Source organism: Achromobacter sp. 1011811831, from assembly GCF_059760905.1.
The window spans coordinates 1-12022 of sequence record NZ_JCBANG010000061.1; the positions used below are offsets into that span (position 1 = coordinate 1).

11 protein-coding genes and 1 pseudogene are annotated in these 12022 nt (G+C 67.6%); 6 read left to right on the forward strand and 6 right to left on the reverse strand.

Features of this window, described 5'->3' with window-relative positions; all coding sequences use genetic code 11:
* Both AC6LJ9_RS20650 and recJ read left to right on the forward strand, forming a co-directional pair.
* Window positions 1-470: pseudogene (locus tag AC6LJ9_RS20650) on the forward strand (hypothetical protein); the annotation flags it as partial.
* Window positions 452-2152, forward strand: a complete 1701-nt coding sequence (gene recJ, locus AC6LJ9_RS20655) for a single-stranded-DNA-specific exonuclease RecJ (protein WP_498149036.1) — start codon at window positions 452-454, stop codon at window positions 2150-2152. The pseudogene AC6LJ9_RS20650 and the gene recJ, both read left to right, overlap by 19 nt.
* 191 nt (window positions 2153-2343) lie before the next feature.
* On the opposite strand, the gene AC6LJ9_RS20660 is transcribed toward recJ, so the two are convergent.
* Window positions 2344-3654: an MFS transporter gene (locus AC6LJ9_RS20660; protein WP_498149037.1), complete on the reverse strand. Its 1311-nt coding sequence runs from the start codon at window positions 3652-3654 to the stop codon at window positions 2344-2346.
* Between the two features lie 302 nt (window positions 3655-3956).
* Here AC6LJ9_RS20660 and prfB point away from each other — a divergent pair.
* The 4 genes from prfB (at window position 3957) to AC6LJ9_RS20680 (ending at window position 7731) form a co-directional block, all read left to right on the forward strand.
* A protein-coding gene (gene prfB, locus AC6LJ9_RS20665; RefSeq protein WP_498149038.1) for a peptide chain release factor 2 occupies window positions 3957-5061 on the forward strand; the annotation gives its coding sequence in 2 pieces (ribosomal slippage) (window positions 3957-4037 and window positions 4039-5061; 1104 coding nt in all).
* A 41-nt stretch (window positions 5062-5102) separates the two neighbouring features.
* Window positions 5103-5858, forward strand: coding sequence for an SDR family oxidoreductase (locus tag AC6LJ9_RS20670; protein WP_212312641.1), 756 nt, complete (start codon window positions 5103-5105; stop codon window positions 5856-5858).
* Window positions 5859-5867: 9 nt separating this feature from the next.
* Entirely contained in the window at window positions 5868-7391 is a 1524-nt protein-coding gene (gene lysS, locus AC6LJ9_RS20675) for a lysine--tRNA ligase (protein WP_498149039.1), read from the forward strand.
* Window positions 7392-7407: 16 nt separating this feature from the next.
* Entirely contained in the window at window positions 7408-7731 is a 324-nt protein-coding gene (locus AC6LJ9_RS20680) for a preprotein translocase subunit TatB (RefSeq protein WP_498149040.1), read from the forward strand.
* 107 nt (window positions 7732-7838) lie between these two features.
* Here AC6LJ9_RS20680 and AC6LJ9_RS20685 read toward each other — a convergent pair whose 3' ends face one another.
* From AC6LJ9_RS20685 to AC6LJ9_RS20705, 5 genes are all read right to left on the reverse strand, one after another.
* A complete protein-coding gene (locus tag AC6LJ9_RS20685) occupies window positions 7839-8654 on the reverse strand; it encodes a hypothetical protein (RefSeq protein WP_498149041.1) in 816 nt (271 codons plus the stop codon).
* Between the two features lie 28 nt (window positions 8655-8682).
* Entirely contained in the window at window positions 8683-9291 is a 609-nt protein-coding gene (gene lpoB, locus AC6LJ9_RS20690; RefSeq protein WP_498149042.1) for a penicillin-binding protein activator LpoB, read from the reverse strand.
* An 85-nt stretch (window positions 9292-9376) separates the two neighbouring features.
* A complete protein-coding gene (locus tag AC6LJ9_RS20695; protein ID WP_498149043.1) occupies window positions 9377-9781 on the reverse strand; it encodes a YcfL family putative periplasmic lipoprotein in 405 nt (134 codons plus the stop codon).
* Window positions 9782-9809: 28 nt separating this feature from the next.
* Entirely contained in the window at window positions 9810-11237 is a 1428-nt protein-coding gene (locus AC6LJ9_RS20700) for a COG3014 family protein (RefSeq protein WP_498149044.1), read from the reverse strand.
* A gap of 95 nt (window positions 11238-11332) precedes the next feature.
* Entirely contained in the window at window positions 11333-12022 is a 690-nt protein-coding gene (locus AC6LJ9_RS20705; protein WP_498149045.1) for a TetR/AcrR family transcriptional regulator, read from the reverse strand.

A 12022-nucleotide genomic window follows, 5' to 3' on the forward strand; every position in this document is an offset into this window, starting at 1 on the left:
CCGCCAGCCCGCTGGCCGTGGCCGGCCGCAGGCTGAACGACTGGTGGAAGCAGGACGCCGAAACCCGTCCGTGGCGCCGGCTGCTCAATGAAATACAGATGGCCTGGCACGACCATCCGGTCAACGAGGCGCGCGCCGCGCGCGGCGTGGCGCCGGTCAATGCCCTGTGGCTGTATGGCGGCGCCCGCCCCTGGCGCATCGCGCCGCCCGGGCAGGAGCTGATCCTGGACGGCCTGGACGCGCCGCAACGCGCGGGCGACTGGGCCGCCTGGCTGGACGCGCTGCCCGCGCTGGACGCGCAGCTGCGCGCCCGGTCCGGCAAGCAAGGCCTGCCCGACGCCCCGACCGAACTGCTGCTGCTGGGCGACGACCGCAGCGTCGCCCTCACCCTGAAACCGCGCGGCGGCCTGCTCGGCTGGCTGCCCGCGCCCAAGAAAAACTGGAGCGCCTGGTGGTCTCACCCCGCTTGACCGTACGCCCCGCCAACCAGGACGCGCTGCGCGCCCTGCAGGCCTCGGGCATCCATCCCCTGCTGGCGCGGCTGTGGGCCGCGCGCGGCGTCACGCATCCCGACCAGACCAAGCTGGCCTGGCCCGCGCTGCTGCCGCCGGCCGGCCTGACCCATTCCGCGCACGCCGCCGGCGTGCTGGCCGACGCCATCCAGGCCGGCCGCCGCCTGCTGATCGTGGCCGACTACGACTGCGACGGCGCCACCGCCTGCGCGGTCGGGCTGCGCGCGCTGTCGGCCATGGGCGCGGACGTGGACTTCCTGGTGCCCAACCGCTTCGAGACCGGCTACGGCCTGTCGCCGGCCGTGGTCGACCTGGCCGTGACCCACCGCAACGGCAAGCCCGACATCATCATCACGGTGGACAACGGCATCGCCAGCGTCGACGGCGTGGCCGCCGCCAATGCCGCCGGCATCGGCGTGGTCATCACCGACCACCACCTGCCGGGCGACACGCTGCCCGACGCGCTGGCCATCGTGAACCCCAACCAGCCCGGCTGCGGCTTTCCGTCCAAGAACCTGGCCGGCGTGGGCGTGATCTTCTACATGATGCTGGCGCTGCGCGCCGAGCTGCGCCGCCGCGGCGTCTACGCGGCCGACGGCGGGCCCAGGCTGGACGCGCTGTCCGACCTGGTGGCGCTGGGCACCGTGGCCGACGTGGTCAAGTTGGACGCCAACAACCGCCTGCTGGTCACGCAGGGCCTGCAGCGCATGCGCGCCGGCCGCCTGCAACCCGGCCTGCGCGCCCTGTTCGCCGTGGCCGGCCGCGAGCCCCGCAGCGCCAATGGCTTCGACCTGGGCTTCGCGCTGGGGCCGCGCATCAACGCCGCCGGACGCCTGGCCGACATGAGCCTGGGCATCGCCTGCCTGACCACCGACGACGAGGCGCAGGCGCTGGAGATGGCGCGCGAGCTGGACAACATCAATCGCGAACGGCGCACCATCGAGGCCGAGATGCGCGAACAGGCGCTGGCCGCGATGGAAGAACCCAACGCCGCCGCCGGCGCCACGGTCTGCGTGTTCGACCCGGGCTGGCACCAGGGCGTGGTCGGCCTGGTGGCCTCGCGCCTGAAGGAGAAATTCTGGCGTCCGACTCTGGCCTTCGCGCCGGCCGGCGATGACGAGATCCGCGGCTCGGGCCGCTCGATTCCCGACGTGCACCTGCGCGACGCGCTGGACCTGGTGTCCAAGCGCCACCCCGACCTGATCCGCAAGTTCGGCGGCCACGCCATGGCGGCCGGCCTGACGCTGGGCCGCAACGATTTCGCGGCCTTCGCCCCGGCCTTCGAAGCCGCGGTGCGCGAGCTGACCGGACGTGATTCGTTCGAGCCGGTCATCGAGACCGACGGCTCGCTGGAATCGGGCTACGCCAACGCGGAAGTGGCCGGCCTGCTGCAGCAACAGGTCTGGGGCGCCGGCTTCGCCGCGCCCCTGTTCCTGGACGAATTCACCGTGCGCAACCAGCGCCTGGTCGGCGAGAAGCACCTGAAGCTGTCACTGGAACGCGGCCAGCAGCGCTTCGACGCCATCTGGTTCGGCCACGACCAGTCGCTGCCCGAACGCATCCAGGTGGCCTACCGGCTGGAACAGAACGTATGGAACGGGATGGTGTCCGTACAGCTCGTCATCGAGCATGCGGAGTAATAGACCCACCCCCGAGCGCTACGCGCTCCCCCTCAAGGGGGCGCCGCTGCGGACCGGCAAAGCCGGCTCCGCGCGGCCCCGGTCTGGGGGCGGGCATCTTTTAGGGACGTGAGGCGCTTGGCGCCGTCGGTTGCTTGAATGTGGTTGCCGTGGGCAGGCCGGATTTGGCCATGCCCGCGGCTTTGCGCTGTCTACTTATTGACTAGCTTGGCGGGCTGCGCCAGCGCCACCAGCGCGCCGACCACCAGGCAGGCGGCCAGCATGTACAGGCCGGTGTTGGTGGTGCCGGTCATGTCCTTGAGCCAGCCCACCAGGTAGGGGCTGACGAAGCCGGCCAGGTTGCCCACCGAGTTGATCAGCGCGATGCCGGCCGCGGCGGCGGTGCCACCCAGCAGCGCGGTCGGCAGGCTCCAGAACAGCGGCAGCACGGTGCAGATGCCGATGTTGGCAACCGTCAGCGCGACGATGGCCAGGACGGTGTTGCCGCTCCACACCGCCGAGAACAGCAGGCCCAGCGCGCCGAACAGCGCCGGAATGGCGACGTGCCAGCGGCGCTCGCGATTGCGATCGGAATTACGCGCGATCAGGATCATGCCGATGACCGCGAACAGGTTGGGCACCGCCGTCAACAGGCCGATGGCCAGCGGGCTTTGCACGCCAGTCGCCTTGATCAGCGTCGGCATCCAGAAACCCACGCCATACAGGCCCATCACGAACGAGAAGTAGATCAGCGCCATGGCCCAGACGCGCGGCTTGGCGAGCGCGGCGCGGATCGGCGGATCTTCCTTGTGCTGCTCCTCGGCGGCGATGTTGCGGATGAGCACGGCCTTTTCATTGGCGGTCAGCCACTTGGCCTTGTTGATGCGGTCGTCCAGCCACAGCAGCACCAGCACGCCGATGATGACCGAGGGGATGCCTTCCAGCAGGAACAGCCACTGCCAGCCCGACAGGCCGTGGTCGCCGTGGAAGGTGTTCATGATCCAACCCGAGATCGGTCCGCCGATCAGGCCGGACATGGGTACGGCCGTCATGAAGAAGGTGGTGATGCGCCCGCGCCGCGCGGCCGGATACCAGTAGGTCAGGTACAGGATGATGCCGGGGAAGAAGCCCGCCTCGGCCGCGCCCAGCAGGAAGCGCAGCGCATAGAACATGGGTACGCTGGTCACGAACATCATGCACGAGGAAATGATGCCCCAGGTGATCATGATGCGCGCGATCCAGACGCGCGCCCCGACCTTGTGCAGGATGATGTTGCTGGGAATCTCGAACAGGAAGTAGCCGATGAAGAAGATCCCGGCGCCCAGCCCGTACACCGTCTCGCTGAATTGCAGTTCCTGCAGCATCTGGAGCTTGGCGAAGCCCACGTTGACGCGGTCCAGATAGGCCACGACGTAGCAGACCACCAGCAGCGGCACCAGCCGCCACCCCACCTTGCGGTAGATCCGGTCTTCCTCTGACGCCGGAACCGCCGGCGCCGTGCCGGGGGCCATGGTGTTTTCCATTGCTAGTCTCCTGTCCTCTGTCGGGATGCGGCTGGCGGCCGGCCAGCCTGGCGGCGCGCCGGTTCCGCCTTGGGAGCGGCCGGCGCCACGCCAGCCTAGAACCCGTCGATTGACAGGAAGCTGAACAATCCTCCGGACCTCGCGCAAACCCCTAGAACCCCCGCCAGGCCGCCCGCGCCGGGCGCCCGGCCCCTCCCCCCGCGCCACCATCCGTCCCCTTCCTTCGCATTCCGCCCGCGGGTCGGCTCCATCCACGGTAAAATGCCCGGTTTCGCACAAAAGTCATCAAGATAGGATCAATCATGGAAGCCGAACGTCAGAACCAGCTCGCCGCCCGCCTCGCCGACTACGCGGAGCGCGAACAGGCTCTACGGAGGTATCTTTGACTACGATGCCAAAGCTGAACGCCTGCAAGTCGTAAACGCCGAGCTGGAAGACGCCTCGGTCTGGAACGACCCCAAGCACGCCCAGGACCTGGGCCGTGAAAAGAAAGCCCTGGAAGACGTGGTGGAAACGCTGACCGCGCTGGGCGCCGGCCTGTCCGACTCGAACGAGCTGTTCGAGCTGGCCGCCTCCGACGACGACGACGCCACCCTCGAATCCATCGAGCAGGACGCCGACGGCTTCCAGGAAAAGCTGGAAGCGCTGGAATTCCGCCGCATGTTCTCGAACCCGGCCGACCCGCTGAACTGCTTCCTGGACATCCAGGCCGGCGCCGGCGGCACGGAAGCGCAGGACTGGGCCTCGATGCTGCTGCGCCAGTACCTGAAGTACGCCGAGCGCAAGGGCTTCAAGGCCGAAGTGCTGGAAGAATCCGAAGGCGAAGTCGCGGGCCTGAAGTCCGCCACCATCAAGATCGAGGGCGAGTACGCCTTCGGCTACCTGCGCACCGAGACCGGCGTGCACCGCCTGGTGCGCAAGAGCCCGTTCGACTCGTCGGGCGGCCGCCACACCTCCTTCGCCAGCGTGTTCGTCTACCCCGAGGTCGACGATTCCTTCGAGGTCGAGGTCAATCCGGCCGACCTGCGCGTGGACACCTACCGCGCGTCCGGCGCCGGCGGCCAGCACATCAACAAGACCGACTCGGCCGTGCGCCTGACGCACATGCCGACCGGCATCGTGGTGCAGTGCCAGAACGACCGTTCGCAGCACCGCAACCGCGCCGAAGCCATGCAGATGCTGAAGTCCAAGCTCTACGAGCTGGAAATGCGCAACCGCATGGCCGAACAGCAGAAGCTGGAAGACTCCAAGACCGACGTGGGCTGGGGCCACCAGATCCGTTCCTATGTGCTGGACCAGAGCCGCATCAAGGACCTGCGCACCAACGTGGAAATCTCCAACACCCAGAAGGTGCTGGACGGCGACCTGGACCCGTTCATCCAGGCCAGCCTGAAGCAAGGCGTCTGAGCGGCCCGTCCCTTACATCGATCGCATCCGGAGGTCCCTGAATGACTCACACCGTCGCCATCCTCACCGGCGCCTCGCGCGGCATCGGCGCCGCCATGGCGCGCCAGCTGGCCAAACCGGGCACGCGCCTGATCACGCTGGCCCGCCGCGAGGATCCCGAGCTGGCCGCGCACGCGCGCGCCCAGGACGCGCAGCTGGAGCAGCTGTCCGTGGACCTGTCCGACCTGGGCGCCGCGGAACAGGCCGCCGAGCGGATCTGCGCCGCGCTGCCGCGCGACGCCAAGCGCTACCTGCTGATCAACAACGCGGGCACGGTGCATCCGGTGTCCGGCACCGACGCGCTGATCGACGGCCAGGCCATCGCCTCGGCCTTCAACCTGAACGTCACCGCCGTCATGCTGCTGACCGCGCGCTTCCTGGCCGCGATCGAGGACCTTCCGGCCGATCGCCGCGTGCTGAACATCTCCTCGGGCGCGGGCCGCAATCCCAACGCCGGCTGGGGCGTGTACTGCGCCACCAAGGCGGCGCTGGACATGTACTCGCGCGTGGTCAAGCAGGAACAGGGCGAGACCGGCGCGCGCATCGTCTCGCTGGCGCCCGGCATCGTCGACACCGACATGCAGGTCGCGATTCGCTCCAGCGACCCGGCGCATTTCCCCGCGCTGTCCAAGTTCCAGGAATTCCACGCCACCGGCAAGCTGTCCTCGCCCGCAAACGTGGCCACCCGCATCCTCGCCTACCTGGATCGCGACGATTTCGGCACGACTGAAATCGACGACATCCGCAATTACGACTGATCCCCAACCATGACCGACCACACGACCGCTCCGGCCACCGCCCAGGATGAAAACCGCTTGATCGCCGAACGGCGCGCCAAGCTGGCCAAACTGCGCGAAACCGGGGTCGCGTACCCCAACGACTTCGTTCCCGACGCCCGCGCCGCCGCGCTGCACGACAAGTACGACGGCCAGGAGCAGGAAGCCCTGGCCGCCAACCCCGTCACCGTCAAGGTGGCCGGACGCATGATGCTCAAGCGCGTCATGGGCAAGGCCAGCTTCGCCACGCTGCAGGACAGCAGCGGCCGCATCCAGATCTACCTGGAACGCGGCGCGCTGGGCGAGGACGTGTACGCGGCGTTCAAGCAATGGGACATCGGCGACATCATCGCGATCGAGGGGTCGGTCTTCAAGACCAACAAGGGCGAGCTGTCGGTGCACGCCGCCACCGCGCGCCTGCTGTCCAAGTCGCTGCGCCCGCTGCCGGACAAGTTCCACGGCGTGGCCGACCAGGAATTGCGCTACCGCCAGCGCTACGTCGACCTCATCATGACCGACGCCACGCGCCGCACCTTCGAGGCGCGCAGCAAGGCCGTGGGCAGCATCCGCCAGTTCATGCTGAACGCCGGCTTCCTGGAAGTGGAAACGCCGATGCTGCACCCGATCCCGGGCGGCGCCGCGGCCAAGCCCTTCGTCACGCACCACAATGCGCTGGACATGGAAATGTTCCTGCGCATCGCGCCCGAGCTGTACCTCAAGCGCCTGATCGTGGGCGGCTTCGAGCGCGTGTTCGAGGTCAACCGCAACTTCCGCAACGAAGGGGTCAGCCCGCGCCACAACCCTGAATTCACGATGATGGAGTTCTACGCGGCCTTCGCGGACTACCGCTGGCTGATGGACTTCACCGAAGAGCTGATCCGCCAGGCCGCCATCTCGGCCACCGGCAGCGCCGTGCTCACCTATCAAGAGCGCGAGCTGGACCTGTCCAAGCCCTTCGACCGCCTGACCATCTGCGAAGCCATCCTCAAGTACGCGCCCGGCTACACCCAGGCGCAGCTGGACGATGCCGCCTTCGTGCGCGCCGAACTGAAGAAGCTGGGCGCCGACGCCGACGGCCCGGTGCTGTCGCGCGCCGGCCTGGGCGCGCTGCAGCTGGCGCTGTTCGAGGAAACCGCCGAAGCCAAGCTCTGGAACCCGACCTACATCATCGACTACCCGGTCGAGGTGTCGCCGCTGGCGCGCGCGTCCGACACGCGCGAGGGCATCACCGAGCGCTTCGAGCTGTTCATGACGGGCCGCGAGATCGCCAACGGCTTCTCCGAGCTGAACGACCCCGAGGACCAGGCCGAGCGCTTCCGTTCGCAGGTCGAGGCCAAGGACGCCGGCGACGAGGAAGCCATGTACTACGACGCGGACTACATCCGCGCGCTGGAATACGGTATGCCCCCGACCGGCGGCTGCGGCATCGGCATCGACCGCCTGGTCATGCTGCTGACCGACAGCCCCAGCATCCGCGACGTGATCCTGTTCCCGCACCTGCGCCGCGAAGACTGAGGCCGGGAGCCGCGCCATGTTCTTCAAGATCCTGGTGCTGCTGGCGGTCGCCGCCGGACTGATCTACCTGATCAAGCAACCCCGGCGCGGCCAGGCCGCCGGCGCCTTTCACGCCGCGCCGGCGCGGCGCAAGCCGGCCTTCGTGGCGCTGTGCGTCGGCGCCGCGCTGTCGCTGCTGGCCTCGCTGATGAGCGCGGTGCTGTGGATGGGCGCGGTGGCCGGCGGCGTGACCGGCGGCGGCTATCGCGGCCAGGCCGACTACCTGCTACCCGTGGCGGGCTGCCTGCTGGCGCTGGCCGTGGCTTGCGCGGTGGGCGCGTTCCTCAGGCGCGGACGCTAAGCCGGCCTCGGCGGCGCCTTCGCGACGTGCATGAAAAAACCGCGATACCGGATGAATCCGATATCGCGGTTTGTCTTTGCGGGCCCTGGCCCGGCAACGGCTTTACCTCAGTAATTCACAACCGGCTCGTTGCGCGACTGCGGCGCCGGCGGACTGACTCCCGCCGCGCCCTGCCCCTGCAAATGCCGGCCGGGCAAGCCGAACTGCGCCATCAGCTCGCCGTAGGCGGCTTCCGCCAGGCTCTTGGAAGCCTCGGAAATCACCTTGGGCCGGCTGAACGTGGCCCGGTCGCCGGCGCGGGAAACCACTTTCACGTCCTGGCCGGAACCCAGCGCGGTGAACGCCGCCTTGACTTCATAGGTGCGGGTGTTGATCAGGCTGAAGTCCACCGCGATATCCAGGCCCAGCGTCGCCGAGGTGGATGCGCCGCCGAACGACATGGCGTTCTGGTTGAACTGGATGTCGCTGACCGTGCCGAACAGCACGTAGTCCGCGCCCGGGAAATAGCCCTGCTTGATGCGCGAGATGATGTCGAAGACCTTCTCGGTCGGCTTGCCCTGATAGGACTTGGCCTGCACCAGCTTGACGCCGCCGCCCTTGAGCATGGCGCCTTTCAGGTCCGCGGTGTACTTGCGCAGCTCGCCGTACTCGATGTACGAGTACGTGCCTTCCGCTTCGTAGTAGCTGCTTTGCGACCGCGCATTGACCTGTCCGCGCTCGGAATACGAAGACGGACCGTCGCGCATGCTGGAGCTGGCGCTCATGCTGCTCTTGCTGGACGCCGAGACCACGCGGAAATACTCGCTCACGCGTTCCTCGTAGGCCAGGTCGGTCACGGCGATCTTCGGCTCAGCGGCGTGGGCCGCCGGCAGCAGCGCCGCGCACAAGGCCAGCGCCGCCGTCAAACGATGGGATTTCAGCATCGCACTGCCTCTGTAGTCTGGGCGCGGATCAACGGCGCGTGGTCTTGCGGATTTCCTTCTCTTCCTGCCACTCCACGGTGCCTTCCTGCACGTCATAGAGCTTGAGCGTCATCTTGTAGTAGACGTCCTTGACGCCGCTGGTCTGCTTGACGATGGAGGTGATCTCGCCTTCCAGCGCGTACTTGGCGCCGACCATGTTGCCCATCTTGGCCTTGCCCTGGTTCTTGTACAGGCCGCTCTGGTTCTGGCGCTGGAGTTCCTCCACGCCCGACTGCATCTCGTCCATGCTGCGGGTGAAGCGCACCTTGCCGCTCTTGACCAGCTGCGTCTGGATGGTGTTCATGATCGACTTGGTGTCGATGTACTCGCTGGTCTTGTTGCGCACGGGCGCCAGCGTGACGGTCGGCCGGCCGGAAAACACGGGGCTTTCGAGCAGGGAGCCGGTCATCTTCTCGGCGATCATCTGCAGGTCGGTCGAACCGAATTCGTTGCTGACGGTCTCGACCGCCTTGGCGTCGCCGTAGCTCACGCCCGACGAGGAATCAACCTTGGGCTGGGTGGTCTGGCAACCGGACAGCAACAGCGCGGAAGCGACGGCGAAGCCGCCGGCGGCGCGCAGGGACAGGATGGAACGCATACGAACTCCGTGGGTATTTTCTATGTGTCTTGAACTTCAGGGCGACCGCGTCGCGGCCGCCCTGGCGGCTTGCCTGGAACGCCGATCAGGGCGATTCCGCGCTCATCTCGATGCGGAAATCGGTCGCCTGCGGACTGATGGCGACACCCTTGATCATCTGGTTCTGGCGGTTCAGGAACGTCAGCGGCTTCCAGGCCTCGTCGTCCCCGACCTGCATGCCATCGGCATCCAGCCAGCGGAAGCGGTAGTACAGCCGCGAGTTCAGCCCGCTGGTATTGGCGATCTCGGCCTGCACCACCATCACGTCGTTGCGGCGCTGCGAACGCAGGCTCTCGACGCGCAGGTCGCGCACCGAATCGCGCACCATCAGCTTGGCCGCGATGCCGGGCGACGCGGCGTAGGACGGCGCGGGATTGGCCTGCGCCCCCGCCTGAGCGACGAGCGCGAATCCCAGAACCAGCGCGGCCGCGGATTGGACGACGATCTTCATCTGACAGATCCTCCGGACAGCGGCGCGCTTACTGCGCGGAAGCCGACTTGGGCGCGGCGCGGCGCTTCGGCGCGGGCTTTTCCGCGGGCTGCGGCTTGTCCAGGTCGCCGAAACGGCCCGGCTCGCCGAAGTACGTCACCGACGAGAAGGCACGCACCGGCACGACCATGTAGCGGCCGCTGACGGTCAACTTGCTGGCGGAACCGGACTGGCCGGGCAGCACGACGTTGTACTCGCCGGGCTTGACGAAGGCGCGGGCCACGTAGACGCGGCTCGGCAGCGAACGCCACATGCGGTCGTCGGCCGGCGGCTCGGTGGCGGCCGCGGCGACGTTGCCCAGCAGGCCGCCCAGGGCGCCCACCTGCTTGTTCACCGCGGCCTGCGCGCCGGCCTTGGCCACCATGCGCACGACGGCGCGGGCCTGCATGCCGGGCAGCTCATCCTTGAGCGCGCGGCGCGCCATCACGTTGAAATCCGCCACCATGCCGGTCGTCAGCACCGTCTCGCCCACGGCGATCTTGTCGACGGCGGGCGCCTGGGACACCGGGTTGATCACGGGGTAGGACATGCCCACCGACACCAGGCCGTTGGGCGTGGGCACGGGGAACATGAACTTCTTGGATTCGCGCGCGGGCGCCGTGCCCGATTCGATCACGAACAGCACGTCGGTCGCGCCGTTCTTGCGCTGCACGCCGCGGCGCTCGTCCAGCCCCTTCAGGCCGGCTTCCAGCATCTCGCTGCCGGGACGCAGCTGGATGGCCTGACGATAGCCCGGCGCGGCCAGGCTGGGCTCGTTCAGCGCTTCGTACACGAAGCCCGACAGATAGTGGCTCAGCGCGTTCTGGTATCCGTTCTTCAGGGCCAGGACTTCGGGATCGTTCAGGGTCTCGACCGGATAGCCCTTGAGCTCGGCGCTTTGCACCTGGGCGCCCTTGGCCTTGGCTTCCTCTTCCGCGGCCAGCGTCTGCTTGGCCCGCACCTCGGCGATGATCGCCTCGCGTTCATGCGTGCGCTTGATGTCGACGCGGGCGGTGTCCAGATCGCCCTGCGACAGCCGGTTCATGGCCATCACGGTGGTCAGCATGACCTTCTCATAGTCCTGGACTTCGTAGTCGCGGAAGCCGTCGCCCAGCAGCGTCGCGCCGATCTGGCCGGCCACGGCGGCAGGCGCGCTCTTGGCCTTCTCTTCCCATTGCTTGACCGCGCCGTCGGCGATCTCGAACGAGGCCATGCTGTCGCTGTAGTTCGAGGAAATGCGCAGGAGCTCGCCCTTTTCCAGGTTCAACAGCACGTCGTTGGCCTTGTCGCCTTTCAGCTGGGCATCCACTTTGGAGATGGCGTCTTGCAGACGTCCCTGGCTGGCGTCCGTCGTGCTCTGACCCACCTTGCTCTGGTGCGTGGCCGCACAACCCGCCAACATCAGGGCCGCGCCCGAAACCGCAAAGACTCGCAGCATGTTCCTCTATCCCTCCCGGATGATCCGGATCTATTTATCTAAGAGAAACAGGCTTTTAACATTTTTATCTAATACTTAACAACTCAACGATATTTTTAACAAGTGGGAGATACCCCCTCCCGGGCGTCGACGGCCAGCTCCAACGGCCACGCGCCCACTCCCGCCGGCAGCGCCGGCAGGCAGGCCTGCAGCATCGCCTCGATGAAGGCATCCGGCGCCAGCCGACCGTCCGGCCGATACCATTGCACCGTCAGGTTCATGCTGCCCAGCACGCAGCGCTTGATCACGCGCGCATCGCCGGCCAGCAGGCCCGCGTCCACGGCCGTGGCCACCACGTCCTGCCACATCGCTTCATAAAGATCGCTCAAGGCCTTGACGCCGTGCTGGCTGGAGGCCGACAGGCTGCGCCATTCATAGACCAGCGCATTCATCGCGTCCCCGCCCGCGCCGTGCAGCATGCTCCACATATGCACGCGGAACAGCGCAGCCAGCCGGTCCGCCGGCGCCGCATAGCGCGCCAGCGCCTGGCGGCCATGGTCCAGCACTTCCTGGATGCCGTTGTCCATCACCGCGACCAGGATCTCCTCCTTGCTGCGGAAATGATGGAACAGGCTGCCTGATTGCAGCCCCACGGCCTTCGCCAGTTCGCGCACCGTGGTGCGTTCATAGCCGTGTTCGCGGAACAGGCGTCCGGCGGTCAGGATCACCTCGCGGCGGCGCGCGGAGTCCGGGCCTTCGTCGCGCGCCGCGCCGCGGATGTCCGGATCGCCGTCCCGCTTGTCCAT

What these genes read in the sequence shown, in the direction of transcription:
- AC6LJ9_RS20660 (WP_498149037.1), bottom strand. Translation starts at nt 3,654, where the DNA reads ATGGAAAACACCATGGCCCCCGGCACGGCGCCGGCGGTTCCGGCGTCA.
- AC6LJ9_RS20670 (WP_212312641.1), top strand. Translation starts at nt 5,103, where the DNA reads ATGACTCACACCGTCGCCATCCTCACCGGCGCCTCGCGCGGCATCGGC.
- lysS (WP_498149039.1), top strand. Translation starts at nt 5,868, where the DNA reads ATGACCGACCACACGACCGCTCCGGCCACCGCCCAGGATGAAAACCGC.
- AC6LJ9_RS20680 (WP_498149040.1), top strand. Translation starts at nt 7,408, where the DNA reads ATGTTCTTCAAGATCCTGGTGCTGCTGGCGGTCGCCGCCGGACTGATC.
- AC6LJ9_RS20685 (WP_498149041.1), bottom strand. Translation starts at nt 8,654, where the DNA reads ATGCTGAAATCCCATCGTTTGACGGCGGCGCTGGCCTTGTGCGCGGCG.
- lpoB (WP_498149042.1), bottom strand. Translation starts at nt 9,291, where the DNA reads ATGCGTTCCATCCTGTCCCTGCGCGCCGCCGGCGGCTTCGCCGTCGCT.
- AC6LJ9_RS20695 (WP_498149043.1), bottom strand. Translation starts at nt 9,781, where the DNA reads ATGAAGATCGTCGTCCAATCCGCGGCCGCGCTGGTTCTGGGATTCGCG.
- AC6LJ9_RS20700 (WP_498149044.1), bottom strand. Translation starts at nt 11,237, where the DNA reads ATGCTGCGAGTCTTTGCGGTTTCGGGCGCGGCCCTGATGTTGGCGGGT.
- AC6LJ9_RS20705 (WP_498149045.1), bottom strand. Translation starts at nt 12,022, where the DNA reads ATGGACAAGCGGGACGGCGATCCGGACATCCGCGGCGCGGCGCGCGAC.